The 26528-nt window shown below is 68.1% G+C and carries 24 protein-coding genes and 2 tRNA genes; 11 read left to right on the forward strand and 15 right to left on the reverse strand.

What is annotated here, in order from left to right; all coding sequences use genetic code 11:
• Positions 1-189 precede the first annotated feature (189 nt).
• The 4 genes from ispG to DTO57_RS12435 all read left to right on the forward strand — a co-directional run bounded on the left by ispG (position 190) and on the right by DTO57_RS12435 (position 4212).
• On the forward strand, positions 190-1317 hold the full coding sequence (gene ispG / locus DTO57_RS12420; RefSeq protein WP_114118685.1) for a flavodoxin-dependent (E)-4-hydroxy-3-methylbut-2-enyl-diphosphate synthase: 1128 nt from the start codon (positions 190-192) through the stop codon (positions 1315-1317).
• Positions 1318-1373: 56 nt separating this feature from the next.
• The gene (locus tag DTO57_RS12425) at positions 1374-2525 is read left to right on the forward strand and encodes a DNA polymerase III subunit delta' (RefSeq protein ID WP_114118547.1); all 1152 of its coding nucleotides are present in this window, start codon (positions 1374-1376) and stop codon (positions 2523-2525) included.
• Entirely contained in the window at positions 2522-4045 is a 1524-nt protein-coding gene (locus tag DTO57_RS12430; protein WP_114118548.1) for an alpha/beta hydrolase, read from the forward strand. Before DTO57_RS12425 ends, DTO57_RS12430 begins: the two co-directional genes overlap by 4 nt.
• Before the next feature lie 94 nt (positions 4046-4139).
• Positions 4140-4212, forward strand: a tRNA-Thr gene (locus DTO57_RS12435).
• Positions 4213-4265: 53 nt separating this feature from the next.
• Here DTO57_RS12435 and DTO57_RS12440 read toward each other — a convergent pair.
• Positions 4266-5132: a helix-turn-helix domain-containing protein gene (locus DTO57_RS12440; RefSeq protein WP_114118549.1), complete on the reverse strand. Its 867-nt coding sequence runs from the start codon at positions 5130-5132 to the stop codon at positions 4266-4268.
• A gap of 116 nt (positions 5133-5248) precedes the next feature.
• Between DTO57_RS12440 and DTO57_RS12445 the strand changes: the two genes are divergently transcribed.
• Entirely contained in the window at positions 5249-6658 is a 1410-nt protein-coding gene (locus DTO57_RS12445; RefSeq protein WP_114118550.1) for an MFS transporter, read from the forward strand.
• A gap of 27 nt (positions 6659-6685) precedes the next feature.
• The gene (locus DTO57_RS12450) at positions 6686-7570 is read left to right on the forward strand and encodes an aldo/keto reductase (protein ID WP_114118551.1); all 885 of its coding nucleotides are present in this window, start codon (positions 6686-6688) and stop codon (positions 7568-7570) included.
• A gap of 31 nt (positions 7571-7601) precedes the next feature.
• Here the strand turns inward: DTO57_RS12450 and DTO57_RS12455 are convergent, their stop codons facing one another.
• On the reverse strand, positions 7602-8132 hold the full coding sequence (locus tag DTO57_RS12455; protein WP_229730596.1) for a thioesterase family protein: 531 nt from the start codon (positions 8130-8132) through the stop codon (positions 7602-7604).
• A 72-nt stretch (positions 8133-8204) separates the two neighbouring features.
• Positions 8205-8813 carry a rhomboid family intramembrane serine protease gene (locus tag DTO57_RS12460; RefSeq protein ID WP_114118552.1) on the reverse strand — a complete coding sequence of 203 codons (609 nt, stop codon included), beginning with the start codon at positions 8811-8813 and terminating at the stop codon, positions 8205-8207.
• 85 nt (positions 8814-8898) lie between these two features.
• On the opposite strand from DTO57_RS12460, the gene DTO57_RS12465 reads away from it, so the two are divergent.
• Both DTO57_RS12465 and DTO57_RS12470 read left to right on the forward strand, forming a co-directional pair.
• Positions 8899-9543: an SDR family oxidoreductase gene (locus DTO57_RS12465; RefSeq protein ID WP_114118553.1), complete on the forward strand. Its 645-nt coding sequence runs from the start codon at positions 8899-8901 to the stop codon at positions 9541-9543.
• A gap of 46 nt (positions 9544-9589) precedes the next feature.
• A tRNA-Lys gene (locus tag DTO57_RS12470) sits at positions 9590-9662 on the forward strand.
• Between the two features lie 54 nt (positions 9663-9716).
• Here the strand turns inward: DTO57_RS12470 and DTO57_RS12475 are convergent.
• The 6 genes from DTO57_RS12475 to DTO57_RS12500 form a co-directional block, all read right to left on the reverse strand.
• Positions 9717-11183 (reverse strand): PepSY-associated TM helix domain-containing protein, encoded by a 1467-nt coding sequence (locus DTO57_RS12475; protein WP_114118554.1) that lies wholly within the window; start codon positions 11181-11183, stop codon positions 9717-9719.
• 13 nt (positions 11184-11196) lie between these two features.
• Positions 11197-12444: a Dyp-type peroxidase gene (locus DTO57_RS12480; protein ID WP_114118555.1), complete on the reverse strand. Its 1248-nt coding sequence runs from the start codon at positions 12442-12444 to the stop codon at positions 11197-11199.
• Positions 12444-12986 (reverse strand): copper chaperone PCu(A)C, encoded by a 543-nt coding sequence (locus DTO57_RS12485; RefSeq protein WP_229730595.1) that lies wholly within the window; start codon positions 12984-12986, stop codon positions 12444-12446. The genes DTO57_RS12480 and DTO57_RS12485 overlap by 1 nt, the downstream gene beginning before the upstream one ends.
• A gap of 34 nt (positions 12987-13020) precedes the next feature.
• Complete coding sequence (locus tag DTO57_RS12490) at positions 13021-13635, reverse strand: copper resistance CopC family protein (RefSeq protein WP_114118556.1); 615 nt, start codon at positions 13633-13635, stop codon at positions 13021-13023.
• A gap of 135 nt (positions 13636-13770) precedes the next feature.
• A complete protein-coding gene (locus DTO57_RS12495) occupies positions 13771-14403 on the reverse strand; it encodes a hypothetical protein (protein ID WP_114118557.1) in 633 nt (210 codons plus the stop codon).
• A gap of 39 nt (positions 14404-14442) precedes the next feature.
• Positions 14443-14916: a tRNA (cytidine(34)-2'-O)-methyltransferase gene (locus tag DTO57_RS12500; protein ID WP_114118558.1), complete on the reverse strand. Its 474-nt coding sequence runs from the start codon at positions 14914-14916 to the stop codon at positions 14443-14445.
• Positions 14917-15023: 107 nt separating this feature from the next.
• On the opposite strand from DTO57_RS12500, the gene DTO57_RS12505 reads away from it, so the two are divergent.
• Together DTO57_RS12505 and phoA are read left to right on the forward strand one after the other, a co-directional pair.
• Positions 15024-17825: an FAD-binding and (Fe-S)-binding domain-containing protein gene (locus DTO57_RS12505; RefSeq protein WP_222843273.1), complete on the forward strand. Its 2802-nt coding sequence runs from the start codon at positions 15024-15026 to the stop codon at positions 17823-17825.
• Between the two features lie 164 nt (positions 17826-17989).
• Positions 17990-19450 carry an alkaline phosphatase gene (phoA, locus tag DTO57_RS12510; protein ID WP_114118560.1) on the forward strand — a complete coding sequence of 487 codons (1461 nt, stop codon included), beginning with the start codon at positions 17990-17992 and terminating at the stop codon, positions 19448-19450.
• 499 nt (positions 19451-19949) lie between these two features.
• On the opposite strand, the gene DTO57_RS12515 is transcribed toward phoA, so the two are convergent.
• Positions 19950-20279 (reverse strand): GNAT family N-acetyltransferase, encoded by a 330-nt coding sequence (locus DTO57_RS12515; RefSeq protein ID WP_114118561.1) that lies wholly within the window; start codon positions 20277-20279, stop codon positions 19950-19952.
• 8 nt (positions 20280-20287) lie between these two features.
• On the reverse strand, positions 20288-21271 hold the full coding sequence (locus DTO57_RS12520) for a pirin family protein (protein WP_114118562.1): 984 nt from the start codon (positions 21269-21271) through the stop codon (positions 20288-20290).
• A 73-nt stretch (positions 21272-21344) separates the two neighbouring features.
• Between DTO57_RS12520 and DTO57_RS12525 the strand changes: the two genes are divergently transcribed.
• Complete coding sequence (locus tag DTO57_RS12525) at positions 21345-21974, forward strand: DNA-directed RNA polymerase subunit beta (protein WP_114118563.1); 630 nt, start codon at positions 21345-21347, stop codon at positions 21972-21974.
• Positions 21975-22279: 305 nt separating this feature from the next.
• On the opposite strand, the gene pstB is transcribed toward DTO57_RS12525, so the two are convergent.
• The 4 genes from pstB to DTO57_RS12545 all read right to left on the reverse strand — a co-directional run bounded on the left by pstB (position 22280) and on the right by DTO57_RS12545 (position 26402).
• Positions 22280-23059, reverse strand: coding sequence for a phosphate ABC transporter ATP-binding protein PstB (gene pstB, locus DTO57_RS12530; RefSeq protein ID WP_114118564.1), 780 nt, complete (start codon positions 23057-23059; stop codon positions 22280-22282).
• A 30-nt stretch (positions 23060-23089) separates the two neighbouring features.
• Positions 23090-24196, reverse strand: a complete 1107-nt coding sequence (gene pstA, locus DTO57_RS12535) for a phosphate ABC transporter permease PstA (protein WP_114118565.1) — start codon at positions 24194-24196, stop codon at positions 23090-23092.
• 1 nt (position 24197) lies between these two features.
• A complete protein-coding gene (pstC, locus tag DTO57_RS12540) occupies positions 24198-25181 on the reverse strand; it encodes a phosphate ABC transporter permease subunit PstC (protein WP_114118566.1) in 984 nt (327 codons plus the stop codon).
• Positions 25182-25277: 96 nt separating this feature from the next.
• On the reverse strand, positions 25278-26402 hold the full coding sequence (locus DTO57_RS12545; RefSeq protein ID WP_114118567.1) for a phosphate ABC transporter substrate-binding protein PstS: 1125 nt from the start codon (positions 26400-26402) through the stop codon (positions 25278-25280).
• Positions 26403-26528 lie beyond the last annotated feature (126 nt).

The raw sequence follows: 26528 nt of genomic DNA on the forward strand, positions 1-26528 counted from the left end.
CGACCGCCTGGTGAAGGGGCGGTCGTTAGAAATTGGGTTCACGAAACGGGCCGCCTACGAGGCGCGCCACCAGGTGAGGTTCGTGAACATATGACTGACGCTACACACTCCCTGAGGATCCGTGCAACTAGAGCGAGGTTGTCGGCCGCGCGGCGTAGTCTTGGAGGCGTGCCAGCAGTGAACCTCGGTATGCCCACCGCCCAGACCCTTGCGCCGCGTCGCAAGTCGCGCCAGATCAACGTGGGAAAGGTGAAGGTCGGCGGCGGTGCGCCCGTGAGCGTGCAGTCGATGACCACGACGAAGACCCACGACATCAACGCGACCCTTCAGCAGATCGCAGAGCTGACGGCGTCGGGTTGCGAGATCGTTCGCGTCGCGTGTCCGACCGATAAGGACGCCGAGGCGCTGAAGATCATCGCGATGAAGAGCCAGATCCCGGTCATCGCCGACATCCACTTCCAGCCGAAGTACGTGTTCGAGGCGATCGACGCCGGCTGCGGCGCGGTGCGCGTGAACCCCGGCAACATCCGCAAGTTTGACGACAAGGTCGGCGAGATCGCGAAGGCCGCGAAGGACGCGGGCGTCTCGCTGCGTATCGGCGTGAACGCCGGATCCCTCGACCGCCGCCTGCTCGAGAAGTACGGCAAGGCGACGCCGGAGGCGCTCGTCGAGTCGGCCGTGTGGGAGGCCTCGCTGTTCGAGGAGCACGACTTCCACGACTTCAAGATTTCCGTGAAGCACAACGACCCCGTCGTCATGGTGCAGGCCTACCGCATGCTCGCCGAGCGCGGCGACTGGCCGCTTCACCTCGGCGTGACCGAGGCCGGCCCCGCCTTCCAGGGCACCATCAAGTCGGCCACCGCCTTCGGCATCCTGCTGGGCGAGGGCATCGGCGACACGATCCGCGTCTCGCTCTCGGCACCGCCCGCCGAGGAGGTCAAGGTCGGCCACCAGATCCTGCAGTCGCTGAACCTGCGCGAGCGCACGCTCGAGATCGTGTCGTGCCCCTCGTGCGGTCGCGCACAGGTCGACGTGTACACGCTCGCCGAGGAGGTCACGAAGGGCCTCGAGGGCATGACCGTTCCGCTGCGCGTCGCCGTCATGGGCTGCGTCGTGAACGGCCCGGGCGAGGCGCGCGACGCCGACCTCGGCGTCGCGAGCGGCAACGGCAAGGGCCAGATCTTCGTGAAGGGCGAGGTCATCAAGACCGTGCCCGAGTCGGAGATCGTGCAGACGCTCATCGAGGAGGCCAACCGCCTCGCCGACGAGATGGGCCCCGACGCACAGCTCGGTACCGCGCAGGTCATCACCGCCTAAGCGCCGCCCGACACACCGCCGCTTCGCGTGTCGGACGTCCCCCGTAGGCTGGATCCATGACCACAGCACCCGCCGTTCCCTGGGGCGACGCCCTCGGCCAGGAGGCCGCCGTCGAGGTGTTGCGTGAGGCCGCGGCCGATCCGTCGAAGCTCGCACACGGCTGGCTCCTGACGGGCCCTCCCGGATCCGGTCGCTCGACGCTCGCGCGCGCCTTCGCGGCGGCGCTGATCGCCGACGGCGAGCACGACGAGGCGACGATGAAACAGGTGCTCGCCGGCACCCATCCCGACCTCACGCTGCTGAAGACCGAGGGCGTGATCATCAGGATCGACGACGCTCGCGAGGTGGTCGAACGCTCGTACTACGCGCCGAGCGCGGGCCGGTACCGCGTCGTCATCATCGAAGACGCCGATCGCATGGTCGAGCGCACATCCAACGTGCTGCTGAAGGCCCTCGAGGAGCCGCCGGAGCAGACGATCTGGGTGCTGTGCGCGCCGAGCGACGCCGACCTCCTGCCGACGATCCGCTCGCGCGTTCGCATGCTTCGCCTGCGCGAGCTCGAGACGAGCGACGTCGCGAGTCTGCTCATGGCGCGCACAGGGGCGGATCCGGTGCTCGCCGAGCAGTCGGCCCGTCACGCGCAGCGCCACATCGGCATGGCGCAGCGGCTCGTGACCGACGAGGCGTCGCGCATCCGCCGCGACGAGACGATGCGCGACGTGCTGGCGCTCAAGGGCGTGGGTGGCGTCGTCGACGTCGCGGCCCGCATCGTGACTGCGGCGAACGACGACGCGAAGGCGCTCACGATCGAGCGCGACGAGGCCGAGAAGGCCGCCTTCCTGCGCACCGTCGGCGTCGCCGAGGGCGCCCGGATCCCGCCGCCGGTGCGCAGCCAGCTGCGCGCCCTCACCGACGAGCAGGACAAGCGCTCGAAGCGCAGCGTGCGCGACGGGCTCGATCGCGTACTGACCGACCTGCAATCGCTGTTCCGCGACATCGTGCTCGTGCAGCTCGGCCGCGAGAACGCCCTCATCAACCTCGAATACCTCGACGAGATGCGCGTCAAAGCCGAGAAGTGGACGCCGGAGCGCACGCTCACGATCCTCGACCACCTCGCCGAGACCCGCGTCGCGCTCGAACGCAACGTGCAGCCGGCGCTCGCCTTCGAGAGCCTGCTCCTCACCGTCGTCACCGGAAGGAAACCGTGACCCGTCGACTTCTTGCCGTCCTTGCCACCGTCGGCCTGCTCGCCGCCACCGCGGCGTGCACCCCCGAGCCCGACCGCGACGAGGTGCCGAACAAGCCACCCGTCACCGACGGCGTGCCCGACGAGCTGCTGTCGTTCTACGAGCAGCAGCCCGAGTGGGAAGACTGCGCCGACGGCTTCGAATGCGCGACGATCGACGCGCCCCGCGACTGGGCCAACCCCGACGACGGCACGATCGAGCTCGCGATGACGCGTCCGGCCGATCGCCCCGCAGAGCCCAAGAGCTCGCTGCTCGTGAACCCCGGCGGCCCGGGCGGATCCGGTATCGAATACGTGCAGTCGTCGATCGACTACGACGGCTTCGGCGAGGCGCTGCTCGACACGTTCGATATCGTGGGCTTCGACCCGCGCGGGGTGGGGGAGTCGACGCCCGTCACGTGCCTCGACGCCGACGCGATGGACGCGTACCTCTACGACATCCCGTCGGGCACGCGCGGATCCGACGAGTGGGAGGCCGACCTCGAGGCGTCGGCCAAGACGTTTGCCGAGGGCTGCGACGACTCGTCCGGTGACCTCCTGCCGTTCATCACGACCGAGCAGTCGGCGCGCGACATGGACCTGCTGCGCGGCGTGCTGGGCGACACGAAGCTCGACTACCTCGGCTTCTCGTACGGCACCTTCCTTGGCGCGACGTACGCCGAGCTGTTCCCCGAGAACACCGGCAACCTCGTGCTCGACGGCGCGATGGATCCGGCGGTCTCGTCGAGCGAGGTCGGGCGCTCGCAGGTCGTCGCGTTCGAGAAGTCGCTCGGCTCCTACCTCGAGGCGTGCCTCGACTCGTCGGCCTGCCCCTTCCGCGGCACGCTCGACCAGGCCTACGACGGCGTCGCCTCGCTGCTGGCGCGCCTCGACCGATCGCCGCTGCCTACGCAAGACGGGCGCGAGCTCGGCGGCGACGCGATGATGCTCGGCATCGTCGTGGCGCTCTACAACGAGCAGAACTGGCCGACGCTGACTGAGGCGCTGAGCGGAGCATCCGAGGGCGACCCCGAGATGGCGATGTACCTCGCCGACTTCTACAACGAGCGTGCGCAGGGCGGCGGCTACCTCTCGAACTCGACCGAGGCGTTCACAGCCTACAACTGCATGGACTACCCGGTTGAGACCGAAGAGCAGTACCAGGCCGACGAGGAATACCTCGCCGAGAACGCGCCGATCACGTGGCAGTACATGCTGGGCGCCGACCCGTGCCAGTACTGGCCGGTTCCGCCGACGGGCGAGCGCGGCGAGATCACGGCGGCCGGCGCGGCCCCGATCCTCGTCGTGGGCACGACGGGCGACCCGGCGACGCCGTTCGCCTGGGCGGAGGCGCTCGCCGACGAGCTCGAGTCGGGCCAGCTGCTGACCCGCGAGGGTGAGGGGCACACGGCCTACGGATCCGGAAGCGCGTGCATCGACGACGCGATCGAGTCCTTCCTCATCGACGGCACGATGCCGGAGGAGGGCCTGGTCTGCTCGTGACGGGCGGCGGCACGCCCGGGAATCGCGACCGATTCGCGCGCGCCCGCACGAGCGAGTAACATGAATACTCGTGCCGCTCACGCGGCGCGGGAATGCCGCCTTAGCTCAGTTGGTAGAGCGATTCACTCGTAATGAATAGGTCGTGGGTTCGAATCCCACAGGTGGCTCAGCTAAAGAGGCCTCCGGTTCTTACCGGAGGCCTCTTGTCGTTTGCTCGATGCTACGATGCGAGCTCCGCGGCGGCCTCCTGCGTCGCCGCCCAGCTGCCGAGCATCCGCAGCGCGTCCGCGGACGCGGATCCGGGCTCGGCCGTGTAGGTCGCGAGCATGAAACCCGGATCCGCGGGCAGCTCGAACGCCTCGTAGCTGAGCTCGAGCTCGCCGACGACGGGGTGGTTCATGCGCTTGACCCCGGTGCGGTGGTAGCGCACGTTGTGGGCGGCCCAGAGCGTGCGGAAGCGTTCCGAGCGCGTCGAGAGCTCGCCGATGAGGTCGGTGAGGCGCTTGTCGAAGGGGTTGCGCCCGGCATCGCCGCGCATCGCCGCGACCAGCTCCTGGGTGTTCTTATCCCAGTCGACATAGAAGTCCTGCGCGGCGGGGTTCAGAAACGCGAAGCGGGCGGCGTTCGGATCCGGCGACGCGAGCACCGGGGCGTAGAGCGCGCGGCCCATGCGGTTCGTCGCGACGTAGTCGTAGTAGCCGTTGCGCACCAGAGCCGGTGCGTCGGTGATCGCGTCGAGCAGCCGCTGGATGCTCGGGCGGATCGCGTTCGCGCGCTTGCGCGGCTTGCGCATGACGGGGGAGGCGTTCGCCGTGCGCGCGAGGTCGAAGAGGTGGGCCGACTCGGCCTCGTCGAGCTGTAGCGCGCGGGCGAGGGCCTCGAGCACGGCATCGGAGGCACCCGAGAGGTCGCCGCGCTCGAGGCGCGTGTAGTAGTCGACGCTCACGCCGGCGAGCAGCGCGACCTCCTCGCGGCGGAGCCCGGGCACGCGCCGGTTGCCGCCGAATGCGGGCAGGCCTGCCATGTCGGGGGTGATACGGCCTCGGCGAGTCGACAGGAACTCGCGAACCTCATTGCGGTGATCCATCGCACCCACGCTAGCCCGTGATCGGCGCGCGAGGGAGGGTCTGCCAGTACCTGGGATACCCGTCACTGTTACGGGGCTCGGCGCGGTGGTGGCATAGATGAGGAAAGGGAGAATCAATGAGTACGAACACCGCCACCGCGCCGACGGGCACGCTCCACAAGCGCGCGATCCTGACCATCGTGCTGGTCAGTTATTTCATGATCCTGCTCGACAACTCGGTCATCTTCACCGCGCTACCGAGCCTCCAGGCTGACCTGGGGCTCTCGTCGGCGGAACTCGCCTGGGTGCAGGACGCCTACACGCTCGTCTTCGGCGGCCTGCTCCTGCTCGGCGCCCGCGCCGGCGACATCCTCGGGCGCAAGCCCGTATTCATCTTTGGCCTCGTCGTCTTCGCGGTGGCCTCGCTTCTGATCGCCCTCTCGCCGGCCGCGTGGTGGATCATCTCGGCGCGCGCCCTGCAGGGCATCGGCGCGGCGATCGTCGCGCCGTCGGCTCTCTCGCTCATCACCGTCAGCTTCGAGGGGGAGGAGCGCACCCGCGCGGTGGCCTGGTATTCGGCGACCGCGGGCATCGGCGCGAGCCTCGGCCTCGTCGTGGGCGGCGCCGCCGCCTCGTGGTTCTCGTGGCGCGCGGGCTTCTTCATCAACGTCCCGATCGGGCTCGCGATGATCCTCCTCGCGCCGAAGTACCTGCCGCACACGCCGAAGCTGCCCGGCCGCTTCGACATCGCGGGAGCCATCACCTCGACGCTCGGCATCGGATCCCTCGTCTTCGCGATCCTCAACGCGGCCGAAAACGGGTGGGGAACGCCGGCCACGATCGCCGGCTTCATCGCCGCGGCCGTGATCCTCGCGGCCTTCGTGTTCGCCGAGGCGCGCGCGGCGCAGCCGATCATGCCGCTGCGCCTCTTCGCGAGCCGCGTCCGCACGGGCGCCTACGTCGCGCGCCTGCTGTACATGGCGACGATGATCGGGTTCTTCTTCTTCCTCAGCCAGTACATGCAGGAGGCGCTCGGCTTCTCGGCCCTGCAGGCCGGGCTCGCCTTCCTTCCGATGACGCTCGTGAACTTCGCGGTGGCGGTCTTCATCCCGCGGATCTCCCGCCGGTTCGGCGACGCGGCGACGCTCATCGTCGGCGTCGCCCTCACGCTCGTGGGAATCTTCTGGCTGAGCCGCATCACGGTCGACAGCAGCTACCTCACGGCCGTCGCCCTGCCGATGCTCGTCGTCGGCGTGGGCCAGGGCTTCGCGTTCGCGCCCCTGACGAACTTCGGCATCCGCGGCGCGACCGCGAGCGACGCGGGGGCCGCCTCGGGAATCGTGAACACGTTCCACCAGGTCGGATCCTCGCTCGGCCTCGGCGTGCTCGTCGCCGTCGGCGCCTCCGCGGCGTCGGGCATCGACAACGCGCCGCTCGCCATCTCGTCGGAGGCCTCGACGGCGCTCGAGACCGCGAGCATCTTCCTCTTCATCGCCCTCATCGTGGCCGTCGCCCTCGTCGCCCCGGCGACGAAGAAGCGCCCCTGACCACACCCACACATTGGAGAAAAACGCATGACTGATCTCATCCTCAATAACGGCGCGACCCTGCCCGAGCTCGGGCTCGGCGTCTTCCAGAGCGCACCCGAGGAGACCGCCGCGGCGGTCGCCGAGGCGCTGCGCGTCGGATACCGCCACATCGACACCGCGGCCGCGTACCGCAACGAGCGCGAGGTCGGCGAGGGCCTGCGCCGCTCGGGAGTCGACCGGAACGACGTCTTCGTCGAGACGAAGGTCTGGGTCTCGGACTACGGCTACGACGAGACGCTGCACGCCTTCGAGAAGTCGACCGGCAAGCTCGGCATCGACACGCTCGACCTGCTGACCCTGCACCAGCCGGTTCCCTCGCGCTTCGAGAAGACCGTCGCCGCATACAAGGCGCTCGAGACCCTGCTGAGCGAGGGCCGCGTGCGCGCCATCGGCGTCAGCAACTTCATGCCCCACCACCTCGAGCGCCTGCTCGAGGAGACCGAGATCGTCCCCGCGGTCAACCAGGTCGAGCTGCACCCGTACTTCTCGCAGCGCGATGTGCGGGAGGCCAACGCGAAGCACGGCGTGCTCACCCAGGCGTGGTCGCCGATCGGCGGCATCACGTTCTACCCGGGCTGGGGCGACGGCAAGCGTAGCGTGCTGCAGGATCCGACGATCGGCGAGATCGCCGCGGCGCACGGCAAGTCGCCGGCGCAGGTGATGCTCCGCTGGGGCATCCAGCAGCGCCGCTCCGTGATCCCCAAGTCGACGAACCCGGCCCGCATCGCCGAGAACTTCGACGTGTTCGACTTCGAGCTGAGCACCGACGATCTCGCGCGGATCGACGCGCTCGACACGGGCGTGCGCGGGGGTCCGGATCCGGACGAGCGCCGCGACGCGTTCTTCGACGTCGTCATCGACGAGGCGTAATTCAATGGGAGGGCCCGGATGGGCCCTCCCGTTACTCCCAGACGCTCGGCGCGGGCTTGCGCGTCGAGGGCAGGCGGGTCGCCTCGGCCCAGTCGTGCGCCCACTGGGGCGCCTCGGGGAGGGTGTCCTCGTAGCCCAGCGCACCGAAGAGCTGCTCGTGCGTGACGTATCCGCCCGAGCGGCTGAGGATCCGGCCGCGGATGATCGCGCTCGCGTAGACCTCACCGTTCACCACGGCGCGGTGCTCCATGTAGAGCGCGCGCTCGTCGTGCCCGATCCACCGCGTCTCGATGTCGAAGCGGGTGAAGAGCTTCAGCGACTTGCGGAAGGTGATCGTCTCGTTCGCGACGACGGCGTACCAGCCGTTCTCGCGGAAGACGTCGCCGAGGCCGGTGCGGGTCGTCATGTCCCACCGGCCGAGGTCGAAGAGCGACAGGTATCGGCCGTTGTTCATGTGACGGAGCAGGTCGATATCGGTCGGCAGGGTCGTGAGCCTGACCTTCGTGACGGCGTCGAGGGGGAGTGCACCGTCGCGGCGAAGGCGCAGCTTCGCGCGAAGCATGGTGAGGAGGGTTCGCCAGAGTACGTTCACGCGCGCCACGTTATCGACGCACGTGACGGATCCGCGAAAGCGTTATGCGGATCCCACAACTTTGCGTTTCGGGCGCAGGACGTAGGCCGCAATCGCGCCGCCGATCGCGCCGCCGAGGTGGCCCTGCCACGAGATGTTGGCGCCCGCGGCGAAGATGCCCGTGAGCATCGTGACGCCATAGATCGAGCCGATGACGAGCGCGATCGCGCCGTAGAGGATCCCGCGCCCGAGCGAGGGCGCGAAGAACGCGCGCACCATGAGGTAGCCGAAGTAGCCGAACACGACGCCCGATGCGCCGACGGTAAGGGTATGGGGCGAGTTGATCACCCACGCGAACAGGCCGCTCGAGAGCGCGGTGATGCCCGTCACGAGCCAGTAGCGGCGCGAGCCCTCGAACGCGATGATCACGCCCAGGATCGCGAACGGCACGCTGTTCGAGATGATGTGGCCCCAGCTGGCGTGGAGGAAGGGCGAACCGACGATGCCGATCAGCCCGCTGAACTCCCACGACTCGAGGCCGAAGGTGCGGTTGAGGCGGTACCCGAAGAGCGCGTTGACGATCTGCACCGCCCAGATGACGGCCAGCAGGATGAGCGGCTGGAGCGCGGCTTCGAGCAAGGGGCGGCGCGGCGATGGCGTCGGCTTGGTCATGGCACCAGTCTGTCACCGAACGGCCCCCGCGGCGGCGGCGCCGCGTAGCGTGGAACCCACACACCGAGATCTCGAGGAGGATCCCATGGCACGCGTTCTCATCATCGGCGGACACGGCAAGGTGGCGATGCGGCTCGCGCCGCTTCTCGTCGAACGCGGCGACGAGGTCACGAGCCTCATCCGCAACCCCGACCACGCCTACGAGGTCGGCCAGACGGGCGCGAGCCCGCAGGTCGCCGACATCGAGTCTCTCGACGAGGCGGCGCTCGCCGAGGTCTTCCGCGGACACGACGCGATCGTCTGGTCGGCGGGCGCCGGGGGAGGGGATCCGCAGCGCACCCGCGCGGTCGACCTCGACGCCGCCGTGCGATCGATGACCGCGGCGGCCGACGCCGGCGTCTCGCGCTACGTCATGGTGTCGTACCTCGGCTCGAGCCGCGACCACGGCATCCCGGAGGACAACTCGTTCTACGCCTACGCCGAGGCGAAGTCGATCGCCGACGAGCACCTGCGCGGCACCGACCTCGAGTGGACGATCCTCGCCCCCGGCCCGCTGACGCTCGACGAGCCGACGGGCCTCATCGAGACGGCGGATCCGGGCGACGGCCGCGTGAGCCGCGCCGACGTTGCTGCGGTCGCGGCCGCGGCGCTGGCGGATCCGTCGACGATCGGTCGCACGATCGCCTTCGGCAACGGATCCGTGCCGATCGCCGAGGCGATCGCGGCCTGAGCAATTCGATTGGGACGCACAGCGGGCGTGAACTAAGCTCTTCTGCGGGCCTATAGCTCAGCTGGCAGAGCATCGGACTTTTAATCCGCGGGTCGCGGGTTCGATCCCCGCTGGGCCCACTGTAAAAACGAACGCAGCACCCCGTACATCGCGTGCGGGGTGCTGCGTTCGTTTTAGGCGGGTGGCGAGGCTCGTTTCGCCCGGAGAGATCTCAGCGCGCCGATGACGATGTCGAGCGCGATGAAGCCCGCGAGTGTGTAGCCCACGAGCGGGAGCATGAATCCGATCATGACAGCCACGACACCGGCTGTCGCGACGCCCCACCACGGGGCACCGCGGAGGATGCCGCGTCGCGGAGGAGCGCCGAGGAGCCGCCGCGGTTCGCGAGTGGGGCGCCGCTTCCACCACATGAGATAGCCGAGCACGACCATGGTGCCGATGCCGACGGCGACCAGAAACAGCACGATCTGGTTGGCGAGTCCGAACATCGAGCCCATGTGAATGTCGATGCCCCAACGCGAGAGCTTCGCCGCGAGGGGGAAGTCCGCGAAGTCGACGCGGTCGACGACCTCCATCGTGGTCCCATCCACCGCAACGGCATCGACCTCGGTCGGGTAGCTGCGGTGGATCTCTTGGACGACCCACGCGGTGCCCGGCGAGGCGGGCGGCTTGATCTCGACGAGCCCGGTGTTCACGTTGATGCGCTGCGCGATGGCGAGCACGGCGTCGAACGTCGCCGGGTTGGCGGCTCCCGTCGGGGCGTCGTGACTATGAGCGCCGTGATGCTCGGCATGCTCATCTACGGACGTCTCGTCTCCGGACAGGTCCGTGGTGACGCTAGGCGTTCCCCAGTCGAGCGCGCTGCGAAGCTGAGAGACGTTCGCGCCCGCATGTTGAGACCAGGTGATGCCCGTCGCGGAGAGGAAGAGGGCACCGAGCAGCACCCAGACCCCGAGCGAGGCGTGCATGCCGAAGACACGGCGATACCCCGTGCGCTTCAGATTGACGAACACCATTTCTCGCTTCCTCCGCGTCTTACGGATGCGAACGCCCCACAACACGAGACCTGCGAGCGCGACGATCCCGAGCCACGATGCGGCGAGCTCGCTGTAGAGTCGCCCGACATCGCCCAGATGCAGATTGCGATGGAGGTGGTCAATCCAGGTGCGAAGCGGAAGGGCACCGCTTGTGCCGTAGACCGTCATGTCGCCCCGGATCTCGCCGGAACCGGGATCGACGAATACGGCGCGAGACTCGCTCTCCCCGAGGCCGTCGACCTGGAACATGACGCGTGTCGTGTCGCCCGGTTCCGGTGCTGGTCGGACGGCGGAAAGCGTGTTGCTTTCGTCACCGCCGACATAGTTTCTCGCGGCATCGATCTGGTCAGCGAGCGAAAGCTGTGCGCTCGAGATGGGCACGTGTAGTTCGTGCTTGTACACGACCTGCTCGAGTGAAGGCGCGATCGCGTACAGCGCGCCACTCGACGCCGCAATCAGGATGAACGGGCCGACGAGGATTCCCGCGTAGAAATGCAGGCGCAGGAGCAACGCCGCGAGCCATCCTTTCTGACGGCGATGACGCTGGCCCTCCGCGTCGTCGGTTCGGAGGGATTCCGACGGAATCGAAAGTGTCGTACTCATGTGACGTCCTCACCTAGCCCAGGATCGTCTCGCCGACGTACCCACCGTCGAGACACCCGGGTGGGACGGCGAACACGGCCGAACCGATGGGAATCGTCCATTCGTTCAGGAGATCGAGCTGGTCGAGACGGTCCTGGATAGGGACGAACTGCGCATCGACGTCGGCCTGGAACGAGATGAACAACAATCCAGAGTTGGAGATCGCGTCGTCCGCTGGGCGGTCGTCGTAGTTGTATGCGCGGCGGAAGATCCGCTCATCCTCGTGGTCAGACCGGGCGCGCGCGATATGCGAGAACTCAGGAATGACCGGGAATCCGGCGCGAGATGTCGCCGCAAAGTCCGGTTCGTCGAACTCCGCCGCTTCTCCGACGGACGAACTCGTCAAGGGGGCACCGTTCGACAGATATCGGCCGACCGACTGTTCCTTGCCGCCGCGGTCCAACCGATCCCACTTGTCGAGATCCATCGAGATCCGACGCACAACCACACTCGTTCCGCCCGCGAGCCAGCCGTCGGTGTTCCACACCACGTGATCGAAGCCGTCCGTGCCGGGAACCGGATTCGACGTCCCGTCGACCTGCCCGAAGAGGTTTCTCATCGTCGTACCCGCTTTGACGCTGCCGTGGGCCCGCCGGAAACCGTTCTGTGTCCAACGAACGGTCGTGAAGGTCCGCGCATCCTTCAGGAGCATTCGCGCCGTGTGGGCGATGGTCAGCGGGTCATCGGCAGCGACCTGGATGAGCAGGTCACCATCGGAAAACGCTGGCTCGAGGCGGTCGACGCCGAAGCTCGGAAGTGGTCGAAGCCATCCCGGTGCCTCGGCCTGAGCGATCTCGACAAAACGCTGGCCGAACCCGAACGTCACCGTGAGACGAGCCGGCGCGACAGCGAGCTCGGGCTCGGCGTCGGCAAGCGCACTCTGGCCTTGCGTCAGGCGCGCCGCGTCATCGGTCAGGATCAGCATCATGCGGCGCAGCCCGTCGCGATCGACTCCAGCGCGGATATCGAGAGCGAGGACGGTCGCATAAGCCTGTGCGTCGGTAGCGATGCCGGCTTGATGCTCGCCGTAGAACGGGACCGTGTTGCTTCCGTTCAATGGCGTGGGCGTGGGATCCTGTTCCGGTCGCCGACCGGAACCGAGCGCGTAGTCCGCCGCGACGGCGGTCGTCGCCCCGATTCCGGCGATGGCTCCTCCGAGAAGGAAGTGGCGACGATTCGCTCGAAAGACGCCGGGGCTCTGACCGTTGCGGGAGGCGGCCATTACTCCGCGTCCGTTTCCGCCGCGTGGTCCATATCGTCCTCATACGACTCGTTGGCGCCGGCATAGTCCTTTACCGGTGCGGTGAACTCATACGTGGAGTCGTCGGAGAACGTGAGCGTGAAGGAGATCTCTTGCCCCGCGGCCATCGCCCCGGTGAGCCCCATCAACATGATGTGGTCCGCACCGGGCTCGAGGACGAGAGCCCTGGAGGCGGGGATGACGAAACCACCCTCGATCTCGCGCATGACCATGGCGCCGGCCTCGTTCTCCACGGTCTCGTGGAGCTCGATCATGTCGGCCGCGTCGGTCGTCGCGGACACGACGGTGACGTCGTCTGCGCCCGAGTTGTGCAGCTCGCCGAAGGCCGCAGACATGCCTTCGTCGGCCGCCTTGACCCAGGCGTCAGTGATCGTCACGGATTCCGCCGCGGGGCCGCTCGTGGCCTCGGGGGCGTCGGTATTCGCAGAGCACGCGGCGAGCAGGAGGGTCGAGAAGGCGGCGATCGCCCCGACGCGGACGATGCGGTCGTAGGAAATAGTCACAGGTGTGCCTTTCAGAAGGTGTCGAGCGGGCGCTTTACGAAGACGCCGAGCTGTTCGAAGCGCCACGATCGCGGCGCCGAAAAATGGTGATGAGAACGTACGCGGCGCCCGCCATGAGGGCGCCGCCTGCTCCGATGAGCGTGACGCGAAGGATCCGTGCGGTTTCCTCGGCGCTCTGCTCCTCGATTTGTGCGGCGGAAAGGCCCGTATCGCCCTCAGTTCGCGTGGGTGCCGTCGACGTGTCGACGGCCGCCTCCGCCAGGGGTATGGCGTCTCCGATGGTGAAGGGGATGACTCCCGAGATCGGGTGGCCATCCGCGGAGACGACGCGCCATCGGATCTCGTATCCCGCGCTGGGCATTCCGTCCTTGACCGGCGCGGAAACGGTTCGTTCGCTAACGGTGGGTGATCCAGCCAGCCAGTCTGCGCCGTCGATGTCTGTCACGACGAGCGCTACGCCCGCGCCGTCGAGCGCGAGCGGTTCGTCCGAGAAGGTCAGGACGACCTCGCCCGGCGGTGTGCTGAGCCGCGCATCGGTTTCGGGAGTGCTCGCGACGAGCTCGTCGTGCGCACTCGCGGGCAGGTTCGTTGCGAGAACCACGGCGATGCCGAGCACCACACCGCCGAGAACTCTTCGGAAAAAGGGCATACTTCACTCCTCCCTCATCGATACCGCCGCAGCGGGATCGACAAGAACGCTCATAACGTCCGGCGGGGCACAGCGAAGTGAGCCGCCGGCATGCGGAAAAGCCGCGCCGGATCACAGACAGTGATCGCGCGGTGGTTAGAGAGCGTGGAGAGGAGGCGGGCCGCGGCGCCGCAGGGGGGCCAGCGCGGCACTCTTCGCGTGTGCGGGGACGGCTTGCTCTTGCGGCACGAAGTGCCGTGCGCGCCCTGCCGTGAGCGACACAGGAACGACGTATGTCGCGACGCGGTGGCAGAACCAGCGCACCGTCAGCGCGATCACGTCACGGAGGCGAAGGACTGCGCGCTCACCTCGGTATACGAGGGCTGCTGTCGCAATCGCCGCGAGACCGTGCATCACCCACATACTTGGAGTGGCCGCGAGCGCCGTCGATACAGTCGACGACGGATCCGCCGGCGGAAGAACGAGGGGAATTCCCCCGTGCCCAGCGTGAGGATTCAGCTGAGAGGCGCCCGATGTTGGGGTGCCGAGGACGAAAAGCGTGTGGAAGAGCAGTTGGCTCGCACTCACGGCGATCAGCAGCTTCCAGAACGACAACTTCTTGCCGGTCAGCCCCACACAGACGGGGAGCGACAATAGCCATGGCATCGCGAGGCCAATGAGATGAGGGCTCTCTCCGCCGCCGATGACGTGCGAGAACAGCGCGAGCATCGTCGCCGCTGACGCCACGGCAATGCCGCGAAGCGCGCGGCCTTGTCGTGACGAATACACGAGGTCTATCCTCGCATACTGCCTCGGGTCGCGCTGGGCTTAGACGCCGCCGCCGAAGTCGTTCTGGCGCCACGCCTCGAAGGTCGCGATAGCGGCCGAGTTGGAGAGGTTGAGCGAACGGATCCCGGGGCGCATCGGGATGCGGAGGAGCCGGGTGATGCGCGGGTCCGCCATGATCTCGTCGGGCAGGCCCGTCGGCTCGGGACCGAACATCAGGGCGTCGCCCGGCTGGTACGACACGTCGGTGTAGCGATTGTCGGTGTGGCCCGTGAAGGCGTAGACGCGACCCGTGCCCTCGGACTCGAGATAGGCCATGAGGGCGTCGAAGTCGGGATGGATCATCACGTGCGCGAGATCGTGATAGTCGAGCCCGGCGCGCTTGAGCTTGGTGTCGCTCATCTCGAAGCCCAGCGGCTCGACGAGGTGCAGCATGTTGCCGGTCGCGGCCGAGGTGCGGATCGCGTTGCCGGTGTTCTGGGGGATCCGGGGCTCAAAGAAGACGATGTGGAACACCCCTAGACGCTACCGCCCCCAGCCGTGCGTTGCGCGGGAGGCTGAACCGCAACTGGTTAACCGGTACGATGAGTGGCGTCAGAGTCGACACACGAAGGGGCTCTCCGATGACTACCCGCACCGCCCTCGAACCGGTGGATCCGCTGCTCGTCGAGGCGCTCGAGCAGATCGGGGCCGCGGTCGGCGCCCGCGCGACCGACCGGCTCGCGGCGGCGCACGACGCCTCGCACTATCTCCTGACGCCCCGCGCGGTCGTGACGGCACGCACGGCCGACGACGTCGCGGCGGTCTTCCGCACCGCGCGGTCGCAGGGGGTGCCGGTCGCCTTTCGCTCGGGCGGCACGAGCCTGTCGGGCCAGGCCGGATCCGACGGCGTGCTGATCGATACTCGTCACCACTTCCGCGGCATCGAGGTCCTCGACGACGGCGCCCGCGTGCGGGTGCAGCCCGGCGCGACCGTCCGGGCGACGAACATGCGCCTGGTGCGGAGGGCGCACAAGCTTGGCCCGGATCCGGCGAGCGAGATCGCCTGCACGATCGGCGGCGTCGTCGCGAATAACTCCTCGGGGATGTCGTGCGGGACGCACGCCAACACCTACCGCACGCTCGAGTCGGCCGTCCTCGTGCTACCGAGCGGCACCGTGGTCGACACGGGCGCGCCGGACGCGGGGGAGCGCCTGCGCGCCGCGGAACCGCGCCTCGTGGAGGGGCTCGAGCGGATCCGCGACCGCGTGCGGCAGAACCCCGCGTCGGTCGCGACCCTGAGGCGCCTGCACGCGATCAAGAACACGATGGGCTACGGGCTCAACTCGTTCCTCGACTTCGACGAGCCGGTGAAGATCCTCGAGCACCTCGTGATCGGATCCGAGGGAACCCTCGCGTTCGTTGCGGAGGCGACCTTCCGCACGGTGCCGATCCTGCCGCAGGTGTCGACGGGCCTGCTGGTGTTTTCGAGTCTCGCCGACGCTACCGCGGCGCTCCCCGCCCTCGTGGCCGCGGGCTTCGCGACGATCGAGCTGCTCGACGCCGCCTCGCTCCGCGTCGCGCAGCGCGACCCGGAGGCGCCGGCAGAGCTCCGCGCGCTGTCGGTTGACTCGCACGCGGCGCTCCTCGTGGAGTTTCAGGAGGCGACGCCCGCCGCGCTCGCCGCGCGCGAGGAGGCTGCGGCGGAACTCCTCGTGGGCCTGCCGCTCTCCTCCGCGGCGGCACTTTCCTCCGACGCCGTCATCAGGGCGCAGCTCTGGCACATCCGCAAGGGCCTCTTCACGACCGTCGCCGAGGCGCGGCCGTCGGGCACGAACGCGCTGCTGGAGGACATCGCGGTGCCGGTCGAGCGCCTCGGCGAGACGTGCGAACGGCTGATCGAGCTGTTCGACAAGCACGGCTACGAGGAGAGCGTGATCTTCGGGCACGCGAAGGACGGCAACATCCACTTCCTCATCAACGAGCGCTTCGACGACGCCGCGAACCTCGCGCGCTACGAGGCCTTCACGGAGGAGATGATCGACCTCGTGCTCTCGCGCGGCGGCACGCTTAAGGCCGAGCACGGCACGGGGCGCATCATGGCGCCGTTCGTGAACCGGCAATACGGCGACGAGCTCTACGACGTGATGTGGCAGGTGAAGCGCCTCATCGACCCCGAGGGGCTTCTGAACCCCGGGGTGCTGCTGCCGGAGGATCCACGCGGCTACACGCGCGACCTCAAGACCGCGCCGACGGTCGAGAGTGAGGTCGATCGCTGCGTCGAGTGCGGGTACTGCGAGCCCGCCTGCCCGTCGAAGAACGTCACCCTCACGCCGCGACAGCGCATCGTGCTGCGCCGCGAGATGGAGCGGGCCCGCGAGGCGGGCGACGAGGCCCTCGCGAAGACGCTCGAAAAGGAATATGGCTACGACGGCATAGACACATGTGCCGTCGACGGCATGTGTCAGATCGCCTGTCCCGTGCGCATCAACACGGGCGATCTCGTGCGCCGCCTCCGCGCCGAGAACCAGAACGCGCTCGCGCAGGGCGGGTGGAACCTCGCCGCGAAGCACTGGGAGTCCGTGAGCGGCATGGGCGGCGCGGCGCTGTCGTTCGCGGGGCGCCTCCCGGCCGCGCTCCCGATCCTCGCGACCCGGGCGGGGCGCGCGATCCTCGGATCCGACACCGTGCCGCTGTACACCGCCGATCTGCCGGGCGGCGGATCCCGCCGGGCGCTCGTCGCGGATCCGGACGCGGAGGCCGTCTACTTCTCGTCGTGCACGACGACAATGTTCGGCCCCGTCGGCGGCGACGGCGTCGCGCAGTCGTTCCTGCGGCTCTGCGAGCGCGCGGGCGTCCGCGTCGCGACGCCCGACGACCTGCCCTCGCTGTGCTGCGGAACGCCGTGGAAGTCGAAGGGGCTGTCGAAGGGCTACGCCGAGATGAGGGCGCGGGTGGGCGCGTCGCTCCTCCGCGCGACCGACGGCGGCCGACTGCCCGTCGTCTGCGACGCGTCGAGCTGCACCGAGGGGCTGGTACCCATGGCCAAGGAGCACGGGATCCGCGTGATCGACGCGGTCGCCTTCGTCGACGAGCGGATCCTGCCGCACCTGCCCGCGGGGCAGAAGGTCGCCTCGGTCACGGTGCACCCGACGTGCTCGTCGGTACACCTCGGCATCGTCGACGCGCTCACACGGGTCGCGGGTGCCGCCGCCGACGAGGTGGTCGTGCCGGACGACTGGGGATGCTGCGGCTTCGCGGGCGATCGCGGCATGCTGCATCCCGAGCTCACGGCCTCCGCGACCGCGGCCGAGGCGGCCGATGTCGCCGCCGCCGGATCCGCCGTGCACGCCTCGCTCAACCGCACGTGCGAGCTTGGAATGACCCGCGCGACGGGTCACGAATACCGTCATATCCTGCAGCTCCTCGACGACGCAACCGCCTGATTCGGCGCCACGCCCGGGGGAGCTTCGCGTCATCGTGAGGTCATCGCCGGGCCACTCGGCGTTCACGCCGTGTTGACCCAGCCTCTCCAGACTCGGCGACGCGTGCCAACCACTCTTGGCATCGCATCTACAGCGAATGACGACGCAAAAGGGCTGATAATCACATGAATCTTGGACGTAAGGGACGCGCCGCACTCGGCATCCTCGCCGCCGCCACCGCCGCGATCTCGCTCGCGGGCTGCGCGAGCGACGGATCCGCCTCGAGCACGGTGTCCGACGCCGACATCATCTTCGACCGCTCGGCATCGGGCGACATCACGACGCACGGCGGCGCTCGCCGCGTCGACGGCGACCAGAGCGAGGCCATCCGCGCGGCGGTTGACGCCGCGGGCGCGAAGAACGTGATCCTGCTCATCGGTGACGGCATGGGCGACTCGGAGATCACCGCGGCGCGCAACGTCGCCGTCGGTGCGGGCGGCGCCTTCCAGGGCCTCGACGCGCTTCCCTTCACGGGCCAGTACACGCACTACGCCCTCGACCAGGAGACGGGCAAGCCCGACTACGTGACCGACTCGGCCGCGAGCGGCAGCGCCTGGGCGACCGGCACCAAGACCTACAACGGCGCGATCTCGGTCGACATCGAGGGCGAAGCCCAGCAGACGCTGCTCGAGAAGGCCAAGGAGGCCGACCTCGCGACCGGCATCGTCACGACGTCGGAGATCCAGGACGCGACCCCGGCCGTGCAGTACTCGCACGTCACGGGCCGCAAGTGCTACGGCCCCGTCGCCACGAGCGAAGACTGCGCCGACAACGCCCTCGAAAACGGCGGCGCCGGATCCATCACCGAGCAGATGCTCGCCACGCGCCCCGACCTCGTGCTCGGTGGCGGCGCGGAGACCTTCGCAGAGACCGCCGTCGCCGGCGAGTACGAGGGCAAGACCCTCATGGAGCAGGCCGAGGAACGCGGCTACACGGTCGTGAACGACGTCACGAGCCTCAAGGGCATCGACGTCGCGAACCAGGACGAGCCGCTGCTCGGCCTCTTCGCCGACGGCAACATGGAGGTGCGCTGGACGGGCGACTTCGCCACGCAGGGCGGCATCGCCCAGGCCGCGCAGACCTGCACCGACAACCCCGCCCGCGACCCCGAGCAGGCCCCCGACCTCGCGACGATGACCGACAAGGCCATCGAGCTCCTCAGCGAGAACGACAAGGGCTTCTTCCTGCAGGTCGAGGGCGCCTCGATCGACAAGCAGGACCACGCCGCGAACCCCTGCGGTCAGATCGGTGAGACCGTCGACCTCGACGAGGCTGTGCAGGTCGCGCTCGAGTTCGCGAAGAAGGACGGCGAGACGCTCGTCATCGTCACCGCCGACCACGCCCACACGAGCCAGATCGTCTCGCTCGACACCGAGGCGCCCGCGCTGACCTCGCGCATCGTGACCGCCGACGGCGCCGAGATGGGCATCCTCTACGGCACCGCCGAAGACCAGGCCTCGCAGGGCCACACGGGTGCGCAGCTGCGCATCGCCGCGTACGGCCCCCGCGCGGCCAACGCCGTGGGCCTGACCGACCAGACCGACCTGTTCTTCACGATCGAAGACGCGCTCGGCCTGGGCGAGTAACGCCACGCGAAGGCGCCCTCCCGGGGAGGGCGCCTTTTGCGTGTGCGTGCGCTGTCGCTTGCGTGCGCTGTCGCTCTCGCTGAGATTCTGACTTTCGGCCGAGATTCGGCGATATCGCAAGAATCGTCAGAACCTCACGCGATCGTCAGAACCTCGCGGCGCGGGAGGGATCGTCAGGGTGCAACTTCCAGGCAGTGCGGCAGTCGCGGATCCGCGGGCCCGCCGCACGCCCCGCCGCGCTGAGGTTCTGACTTTCGGCCGAGATCCGGCGTTATCGCGATAGTCGTCAGAGTCTCGCGCGATCGTCAGAATCTCGTGGCGCGGGAGGCCCGCCCGGATCCGGATCCGTGGTGCGAGGAATCGCGCCGGCGGTGCCGTGGGCGGCGCTGCCGGGCGTGCTGAGATTCTGACTTTCGGCCGAGATCCGGCGTTATCGCGATAATCGTCAGAATCTCACGCGATCGTCAGAACCTCGCGGCGCGGGGCGCCACGAGAGCGCCTATTCCGCCACGCGGGGCCGCGCCGAGATCGCCCGCAGGTGCGCGCGGGTGGGCTCGACGACGAATTCTGCGTACTCCGGGTGCTTCGGCAACCACGCCTTCACATACGGGCACACGGGTACGACCTTCATGCCGCGATCGACGATGTCGCGTATTACCGCGCGCACCAGCACCGAGGCGAGACCCTTGCCCGCGTGACTCTCGGCGACGAGGGTGTGGAAGAGGATCCGCTCGTCGCCGGTGTCGACGTACGCCTCTTCGCCGATCTCGGTGCCCTCGTCGAGCAGAACGTAGCGCAGCTCGGACGGGCGGTCTTCGACGGTGGCCATCGTCTCTCCTAGTCGCGGGGTCGCAGGCGCGCGTTCGGCAGCGCCGGCGCGGGAAGCGGTGCGGGCTGGCCCGCGGGGAAGGAACCGAACAGCGGATCCGCGACCTCGTCGGCCTCGAATCCCATCTCGGCCTGGTAGCGGCGGCGGTAGTCGGCGATCTCGTCGTGGTCGCGGCCGATGAAGTTCCACCACATGACGATCTGCTCGCCGAACGGCACGCCGCCGAGCAGGATCACCCGCGCGCCCGCGGCTGACGAGATCGTGAGGGTGTCAGATCCGGTCGGCACGTACCCCAGCTCGCGATGTGCGACGGGCGTGCCATTCACGGCGATGTCGCCCGTCTCGGCGAGGGCAGCGAACTCGAAGTCGCGCCTCACCTCGAACGTCGCGCTCGCGCCGGGCGCGAGCACGAGCTCGGCGCCGAGCAGATCGGGCGTGCGGGTCTCGACCGGCGACGCGGATCCGGCGAGCGAGCCGATGAAGACGCGGGCGGTCGCGCCGGGCGCGGCGGGGATCGCGTCGGGAACGTAGTGCTCGAAATGGTTGTCGCTGAAGCGGGTCGCATCGGGGAGCGCGTACCAGAGCTGCACGCCGTGCAGTGTGCGCGTCTCGGGCGCCGAGATTTCCTGGTGGGTGATGCCGCGCCCGGCGATCATGAGGTTGAGCTCGCCCGGCCGCACGCGGGCGGCGTTGCCCGCGGAATCGAGGTGATCGATCTCACCCGAGAAGAGCCACGAGACGGTCGCAAGCCCCGTGTGTGGGTGGCGGGGAACGTCCATGCCGCCCGTTTCCGAGACGTCATCCGGGCCGTAGTGATCGATGAAGCACCATGATCCGACGAGCGAGCGCCTGCGCTGGGGGAGGGTGCGCGAGACTGGCATCGCCCGGGGCCCGCCGAGCGGGACGGCCCGAGGCTCGAGCACCTCGACCTCGGTGCACTCGACGCCGGGCTCGAGAACGGTGACGGCGGGGGAGAGCTCTTCATTGCTCATATTCCCAGCCTACAGTCTATGCATGTGAATGGGAAGGGATCGCGCTCGGGTGCGGCGCGTAGCCTGTATCCCGATGCCCAAAGACTTCTCGCGCCCCGTTTTCCGCCCCTCCGAGACCTTCGACCGACTGTTCGAATCTGAGGATCCGGCGGAGGTATCGCGCGCCGCGCACGCGACCGCGACGACCCTGCTCGCGCGCGTGCGGAGCGAAGCGGATCCGGACGCCGTCGAACGCCTCATCTCGTTCGCCGCGGTCAACGGCATCGACGACATCGCGCATCTGTGGTCGCGCTCGCCGGCCAAGAGCCTGCCGGGCGCGCTGTGGCGGATGTATCTGATTCAGCTCAGCATCCACGACGATCCGCAGACCGCGGCGCTGCTGTACGAGCGCGGGCGGGTCGAGCTCTCCTCAACCGACCCGATAGTCGCGGGGGCACCGGTGCCCGCGGGGCCGGCGGAGCTCGTCGCGCTGATCGACACGATCCTCCGCGGCGCCTTCACGGGCGACTTCGCCGTCGCCCTCGACCGCGCGGCCGCGTTCTGCCGCGTGCAGGCGTCCGGATCCACGCACCTCGCCGACGACTATGAGGGCACCGAGCCCGAGCGCGCGACGACCCTGACGAACCGGGCCTCGCGCCTCGCGGCCTTCGCGGACGAGCTGGCGATGGCCTCGCGCCTCTGGCGCCGCGGCGACCTGATCTAACCCGAGGCGTGTCCCACTTCGTGCGGGAATGGGCCCGCTATTCCGGCCAAAACTGGGACATGCCCTGAGGCGTGTCCCACTTTGTGGGGGAATGAGCCCGCCGTTCCTACCTCAACTGGGACATGCCCTGAGGCGTGTCCCACTTTGTGCGGGAATGAGGGTGCGAAAAAGCCGAGCCGCACAAGTACGCCTCACGGCGGAAGGCCGCTCGAAGCGGCAAAATTTGGAGCCCGGGGTAATGTGCGGCCCGGCAGTATCAGTGTAACGAATGGCCGGCTGGGGTATTCCCAGCCGGCCATCACGTTTTATCCGAAGCGTCCCGACACGTAGTCTTCGGTCGCCTGAACCGACGGCGAGGTGAAGATCTTCGTGGTGTCGTCGAACTCGATGAGCTTGCCGGGCTTGCCGGTGCCCGCGATGTTGAAGAACGCCGTCTTGTCGCTGACGCGGCTCGCCTGCTGCATGTTGTGCGTGACGATGACGACGGTGTACTCGTGCTTGATCTCCTCGATGAGCTCCTCGATCGCGAAGGTCGAGATCGGGTCGAGGGCCGAGCAGGGCTCGTCCATGAGGATCACGTCGGGCGATACGGCGATCGCGCGGGCGATGCAGAGGCGCTGCTGCTGTCCACCCGAGAGGCCGGAGCCGGGCTTGTCGAGGCGGTCCTTGACCTCGTTCCAGAGGTTCGCTCCGCGGAGCGACTTCTCGACGAGGGCGTCCTGGTCGCTCTTCGCCATGCGGCGGTTGTTGAGCTTGACGCCTGCCAGCACGTTCTCCTTGATGCTCATCGTGGGGAACGGGTTGGGGCGCTGGAACACCATGCCCACCTGGCGGCGGACGAGAACGGGGTCGACGCCCGAGCCGTACAGGTTCTTGCCGTCGATCAGCACCTCGCCTTCGACGCGTGCGCCGGGGATGACCTCGTGCATACGGTTGAGGGTGCGCAGGAAGGTCGACTTGCCGCAGCCCGAGGGGCCGATGAACGCCGTGACGGTGCCGGGCTGGATGTCGATCGACACGCCCTCGACGGCGAGGAAGTCACCGTAGTAGACGTTGAGGTCGTTGACTTCGATGCTCTTGGACATCTGGAGGATCCTTTACTTGAGTCGCGCCGCTCAGCGACCACTGGTCTTGGGGGCGAAGAACTTGGAGATGCCGCGGCCGATGAGGTTCAGCAGCATCACAATGATGAGCAGCGTCAGGGCTGCGGCCCATGCGCGCTCGAGTGAGGCATTCGGAGACGAGGCGCTCGGATACATGAACTCGTTATAGACGAACACGGGCAGGGTCATCATCTGGCCGTTGTCGCTCTGGAACGCGTTCATCTGCAAGTTGGCGGTGACGCCGACCGTGAGCAGCAGGGGAGCGGTCTCGCCGATGACGCGGGCGATCGCGAGCATGATCGACGTGGTGATGCCGGCGATCGATGTCGGAAGGACGACCTTGATGATCGTGAGCCACTTCGGCACGCCGAGCGCGTACGAAGCCTCGCGCAGTTCGTTCGGGACGATGCGGAGCATCTCCTCGGATCCGCGCACCACGACGGGAATCATGAGTACTGAAAGGGCGAGCGCGCCCATGATGCCCATGCGGATGCCGGGGCCGAAGAAGATCGTGAACACCGAGTAGATGAACAGGCCGGCCACGATCGACGGGATGCCCGTCATGACGTCCACGAAGAACGTGATGCCCTTGGAGAGGCGGTTGCCGTTGCCGTACTCGACGAGGTAGATCGACGTCATGAGTCCGATCGGCACCGAGATGATGGCCGCGAGCCCCGTGACGATGAGGGTGCCCCAGATCGCGTGGACGGCGCCGCCGCCCTCACCGATGACGTTGCGCATCGACCAGCTGAAGAACGTCGGATCCATTCGAGCGAGGCCGTTGGAGATCACCGTCCACAGCACGGAGACGAGCGGCAGGCACGCGATGACGAACGCCGTCGAGATGAGCGCCGTCATGAGTCGGTCGGTCGCGTGACGTCGGCTCTCCGCGATGAGCGAGAGCACGTAGACGAACACGATGTACAGCACCATGCCGATGAAGAGCGCGGCCGCGACGTTCAGGTCGGCGAGCGGCGATCCCGCGTTCATCACGGCGAAGATCGCGAAAGAGACGACCATGGCGCCGGCGAGGATCGCCCAGGGAGAGCCCTTGGGCAGGCGGCCCGTCGAGATGCGCGAGGGCGGAACGACGACCGTTTCGGTGGTGGGGGCAGTCATGTCAGTTGGCTCCCGAGAACTCTGCACGGCGGTTCACGATCCAGCGCGCGACGGCGTTGACCGCGAAGGTCACGATGAACAGGATCAGACCGGTGGCGATGAGGGTGTTCACGCCAGTGTCGAACGCCTCCGGGAAGTGCAGCGCGATGTTCGCGGCGATCGACTGCGGGTTGCCTGACTGGAGCAGCTGGAACGCGACGATCGGCGAGCCCGAGAGCACCATGGTCACGGCCATGGTCTCTCCGAGCGCGCGGCCGAGGCCGAGCATGGCGCCCGAGACCATGCCGCCGCGCGCGAACGGGAGCACCGCCATCCGGATCATCTCCCACCGGGTCGCGCCGAGCGCGAGCGCGGCTTCCTCGTGCAGCTTCGGAGTCTGCAGGAATACCTCGCGGCAGATGGCGGTCATGATCGGCAGGATCATGACGGACAGGACGAGCGCGGCCGTGAGGACCGTGCGACCGGTGGCGGAGACGGGGCCGCTGAAGAACAGATTCAGGATCGGCCACGTGCCGATCGTGTCGGTCAGCGTCGCAAAGAACGGCTGGAGGAAGCCCGAGAAGAACAGCGCGCCCCAGAGGCCGAACACGACCGACGGCACCGCGGCGAGCAGATCGATGATGTAGCCGAGCACGGCCGCGAGGCGTCGGGGCGCGTAGTGCGAGATGAACAGCGCGATGCCGATGGCGATCGGGCTGGCGATCGCGAGCGCGAGCAGCGCCGACCAGAGCGTGCCGAAGAGGAACGGCAACGCGTAGCTCCAGAAGTTCTCGCCGCCGAGGATGGGGTTCGTGTCCGCGTCTCCCGCGATGGCGGGAATCGACTGAACGACGAGGAAGACGGCGGTCGCGGCGAGGACGATCAGGATGATGATGCCGGCGCCGAGCGAGCTGCCGGAGAAAGCGAGATCGCCGGGGCGCTTCTTCGCTTTGATACTGCCTTCTGGCGGTGCCTGCCGTGCAGGCGCCTTCTCGGTCGTGCTCATGAGCTCCAGGTTTTCGTGAAGTGTGTAGTCATGCGGGTGCCCCCGGGACGGATCCCACGTTTCGTGAGGCCGTCCCAGGGGCTCCGAGCACAGAGATTACTCCGTGACGATCGCGTCGATCGCGGCGCTTACCTGCTCGCGCAGTGCGTCGGAGATCGGGGCGCTGCCGGCCTCGGCCGCCGAGATCTCCTGGCCCTCGGCGGAAGCCACGAAGGTGAAGTAGTCCTTCACCAGCTGAGCCTTCGTCGCATCCTCGTACTCGGTGCAGCTGATGAGGTACGACACGAGGGCGATCGGGTAGGCGCCGTCGGACGCCGACGCGGGGTCGACCGCGAAGACGAGGTCCTGGGGCTCGCGGCCCTCTTCGAGCGGCGAGTTCTCGATGAGCTTCGAGGCAGCCTCGGCCGAGTACGGAACGTACTCGCCGTCGACTCCCACGGCCACCTGGCCGGCGTCGGCCGGAATCTGCGATGCGTCGAGGTAGCCGATCGTGCCCTCGCTCGAGCCGAGCACCTGGGCGATGCCCTGCGTGCCCTGGGCGCGCTCGGTGCCGTTGATGGGCCACTCGTCGCCGACCTCGTAGGTCCACACGTCGCCGGCGGTCGCCGAGAGGTAGCTCACGAAGGTCTCGGTCGTGCCGGACGCGTCCGAGCGGTTGACCGGGGTGATGGCCGAGTCGGGCAGTTCGACGCCCTCGTTCTGGGACGCGATCGCCTCGTCGTTCCACTGCGTGATCTCGCCGGCGAAGATTCCGGCGATCGTCGCGGCATCCATGTTGAGCGTGTCGATGCCGGGAAGGTTGAACGCGACGGCGACGGGCGAGATGTATGTCGGAACCTCGACGATGCTGTCCGTGGCGCAGCCCTTGAAACCGGCCGAGAGTTCCTCGACGTGGTAGGCACGGTCCGAACCGATGAAGTCGGAGGCACCGGCGAGGAAGTTGTCGCGGCCTGCACCCGAGCCGGTCGACTCGTAGTTCACGGTCACGCCGGGGTTCTTGCCCTGGAAGGTGGCGACGAGCGCAGCCTGGGCGGCAGCCTGCGACGAGGCTCCGGTCGCGCCGATCGTGCCCGTGGCGCCGCCCGCGGGAGCCTCCGAGGAGGAGCCCTCGGGGGCCGAGGACGACGCGGGAGTGGTGTCTTCGTTCGCGGCGCAGCCAGCGAGCGTGAGAGCGGCGACGGCGCCGAGTGCGGCGATACCGGAGAGGCGGGTGAGCTTCACGAGAGAATCCGTTCCATAAGAGAGAAGGAAGTTCTGGTGCTGGGAGGGACACCCAGCAATGACAGACGCTAAGCGCGCTTGCTAACTGAACTCCAGACGGAAGGTAAACGGATGATTAACGAGAAT

The organism is Microbacterium sorbitolivorans, from assembly GCF_003327285.1.
Classification (GTDB): Bacteria; Actinomycetota; Actinomycetes; order Actinomycetales; family Microbacteriaceae; genus Microbacterium; species Microbacterium sorbitolivorans.

Coding starts and splice junctions, on each gene's coding strand:
- ispG (WP_114118685.1), top strand. CDS start 190: ATGCCCACCGCCCAGACCCTTGCGCCGCGTCGCAAGTCGCGCCAGATC.
- DTO57_RS12425 (WP_114118547.1), top strand. CDS start 1,374: ATGACCACAGCACCCGCCGTTCCCTGGGGCGACGCCCTCGGCCAGGAG.
- DTO57_RS12440 (WP_114118549.1), bottom strand. CDS start 5,132: ATGGATCACCGCAATGAGGTTCGCGAGTTCCTGTCGACTCGCCGAGGC.
- DTO57_RS12445 (WP_114118550.1), top strand. CDS start 5,249: ATGAGTACGAACACCGCCACCGCGCCGACGGGCACGCTCCACAAGCGC.
- DTO57_RS12450 (WP_114118551.1), top strand. CDS start 6,686: ATGACTGATCTCATCCTCAATAACGGCGCGACCCTGCCCGAGCTCGGG.
- DTO57_RS12455 (WP_229730596.1), bottom strand. CDS start 8,132: ATGCTTCGCGCGAAGCTGCGCCTTCGCCGCGACGGTGCACTCCCCCTC.
- DTO57_RS12460 (WP_114118552.1), bottom strand. CDS start 8,813: ATGACCAAGCCGACGCCATCGCCGCGCCGCCCCTTGCTCGAAGCCGCG.
- DTO57_RS12465 (WP_114118553.1), top strand. CDS start 8,899: ATGGCACGCGTTCTCATCATCGGCGGACACGGCAAGGTGGCGATGCGG.
- DTO57_RS12475 (WP_114118554.1), bottom strand. CDS start 11,183: ATGAGTACGACACTTTCGATTCCGTCGGAATCCCTCCGAACCGACGAC.
- DTO57_RS12480 (WP_114118555.1), bottom strand. CDS start 12,444: ATGGCCGCCTCCCGCAACGGTCAGAGCCCCGGCGTCTTTCGAGCGAAT.
- DTO57_RS12490 (WP_114118556.1), bottom strand. CDS start 13,635: ATGCCCTTTTTCCGAAGAGTTCTCGGCGGTGTGGTGCTCGGCATCGCC.
- DTO57_RS12505 (WP_222843273.1), top strand. CDS start 15,024: ATGACTACCCGCACCGCCCTCGAACCGGTGGATCCGCTGCTCGTCGAG.
- phoA (WP_114118560.1), top strand. CDS start 17,990: ATGAATCTTGGACGTAAGGGACGCGCCGCACTCGGCATCCTCGCCGCC.
- DTO57_RS12515 (WP_114118561.1), bottom strand. CDS start 20,279: ATGGCCACCGTCGAAGACCGCCCGTCCGAGCTGCGCTACGTTCTGCTC.
- DTO57_RS12520 (WP_114118562.1), bottom strand. CDS start 21,271: ATGAGCAATGAAGAGCTCTCCCCCGCCGTCACCGTTCTCGAGCCCGGC.
- DTO57_RS12525 (WP_114118563.1), top strand. CDS start 21,345: ATGCCCAAAGACTTCTCGCGCCCCGTTTTCCGCCCCTCCGAGACCTTC.
- pstB (WP_114118564.1), bottom strand. CDS start 23,059: ATGTCCAAGAGCATCGAAGTCAACGACCTCAACGTCTACTACGGTGAC.
- pstA (WP_114118565.1), bottom strand. CDS start 24,196: ATGACTGCCCCCACCACCGAAACGGTCGTCGTTCCGCCCTCGCGCATC.
- pstC (WP_114118566.1), bottom strand. CDS start 25,181: ATGAGCACGACCGAGAAGGCGCCTGCACGGCAGGCACCGCCAGAAGGC.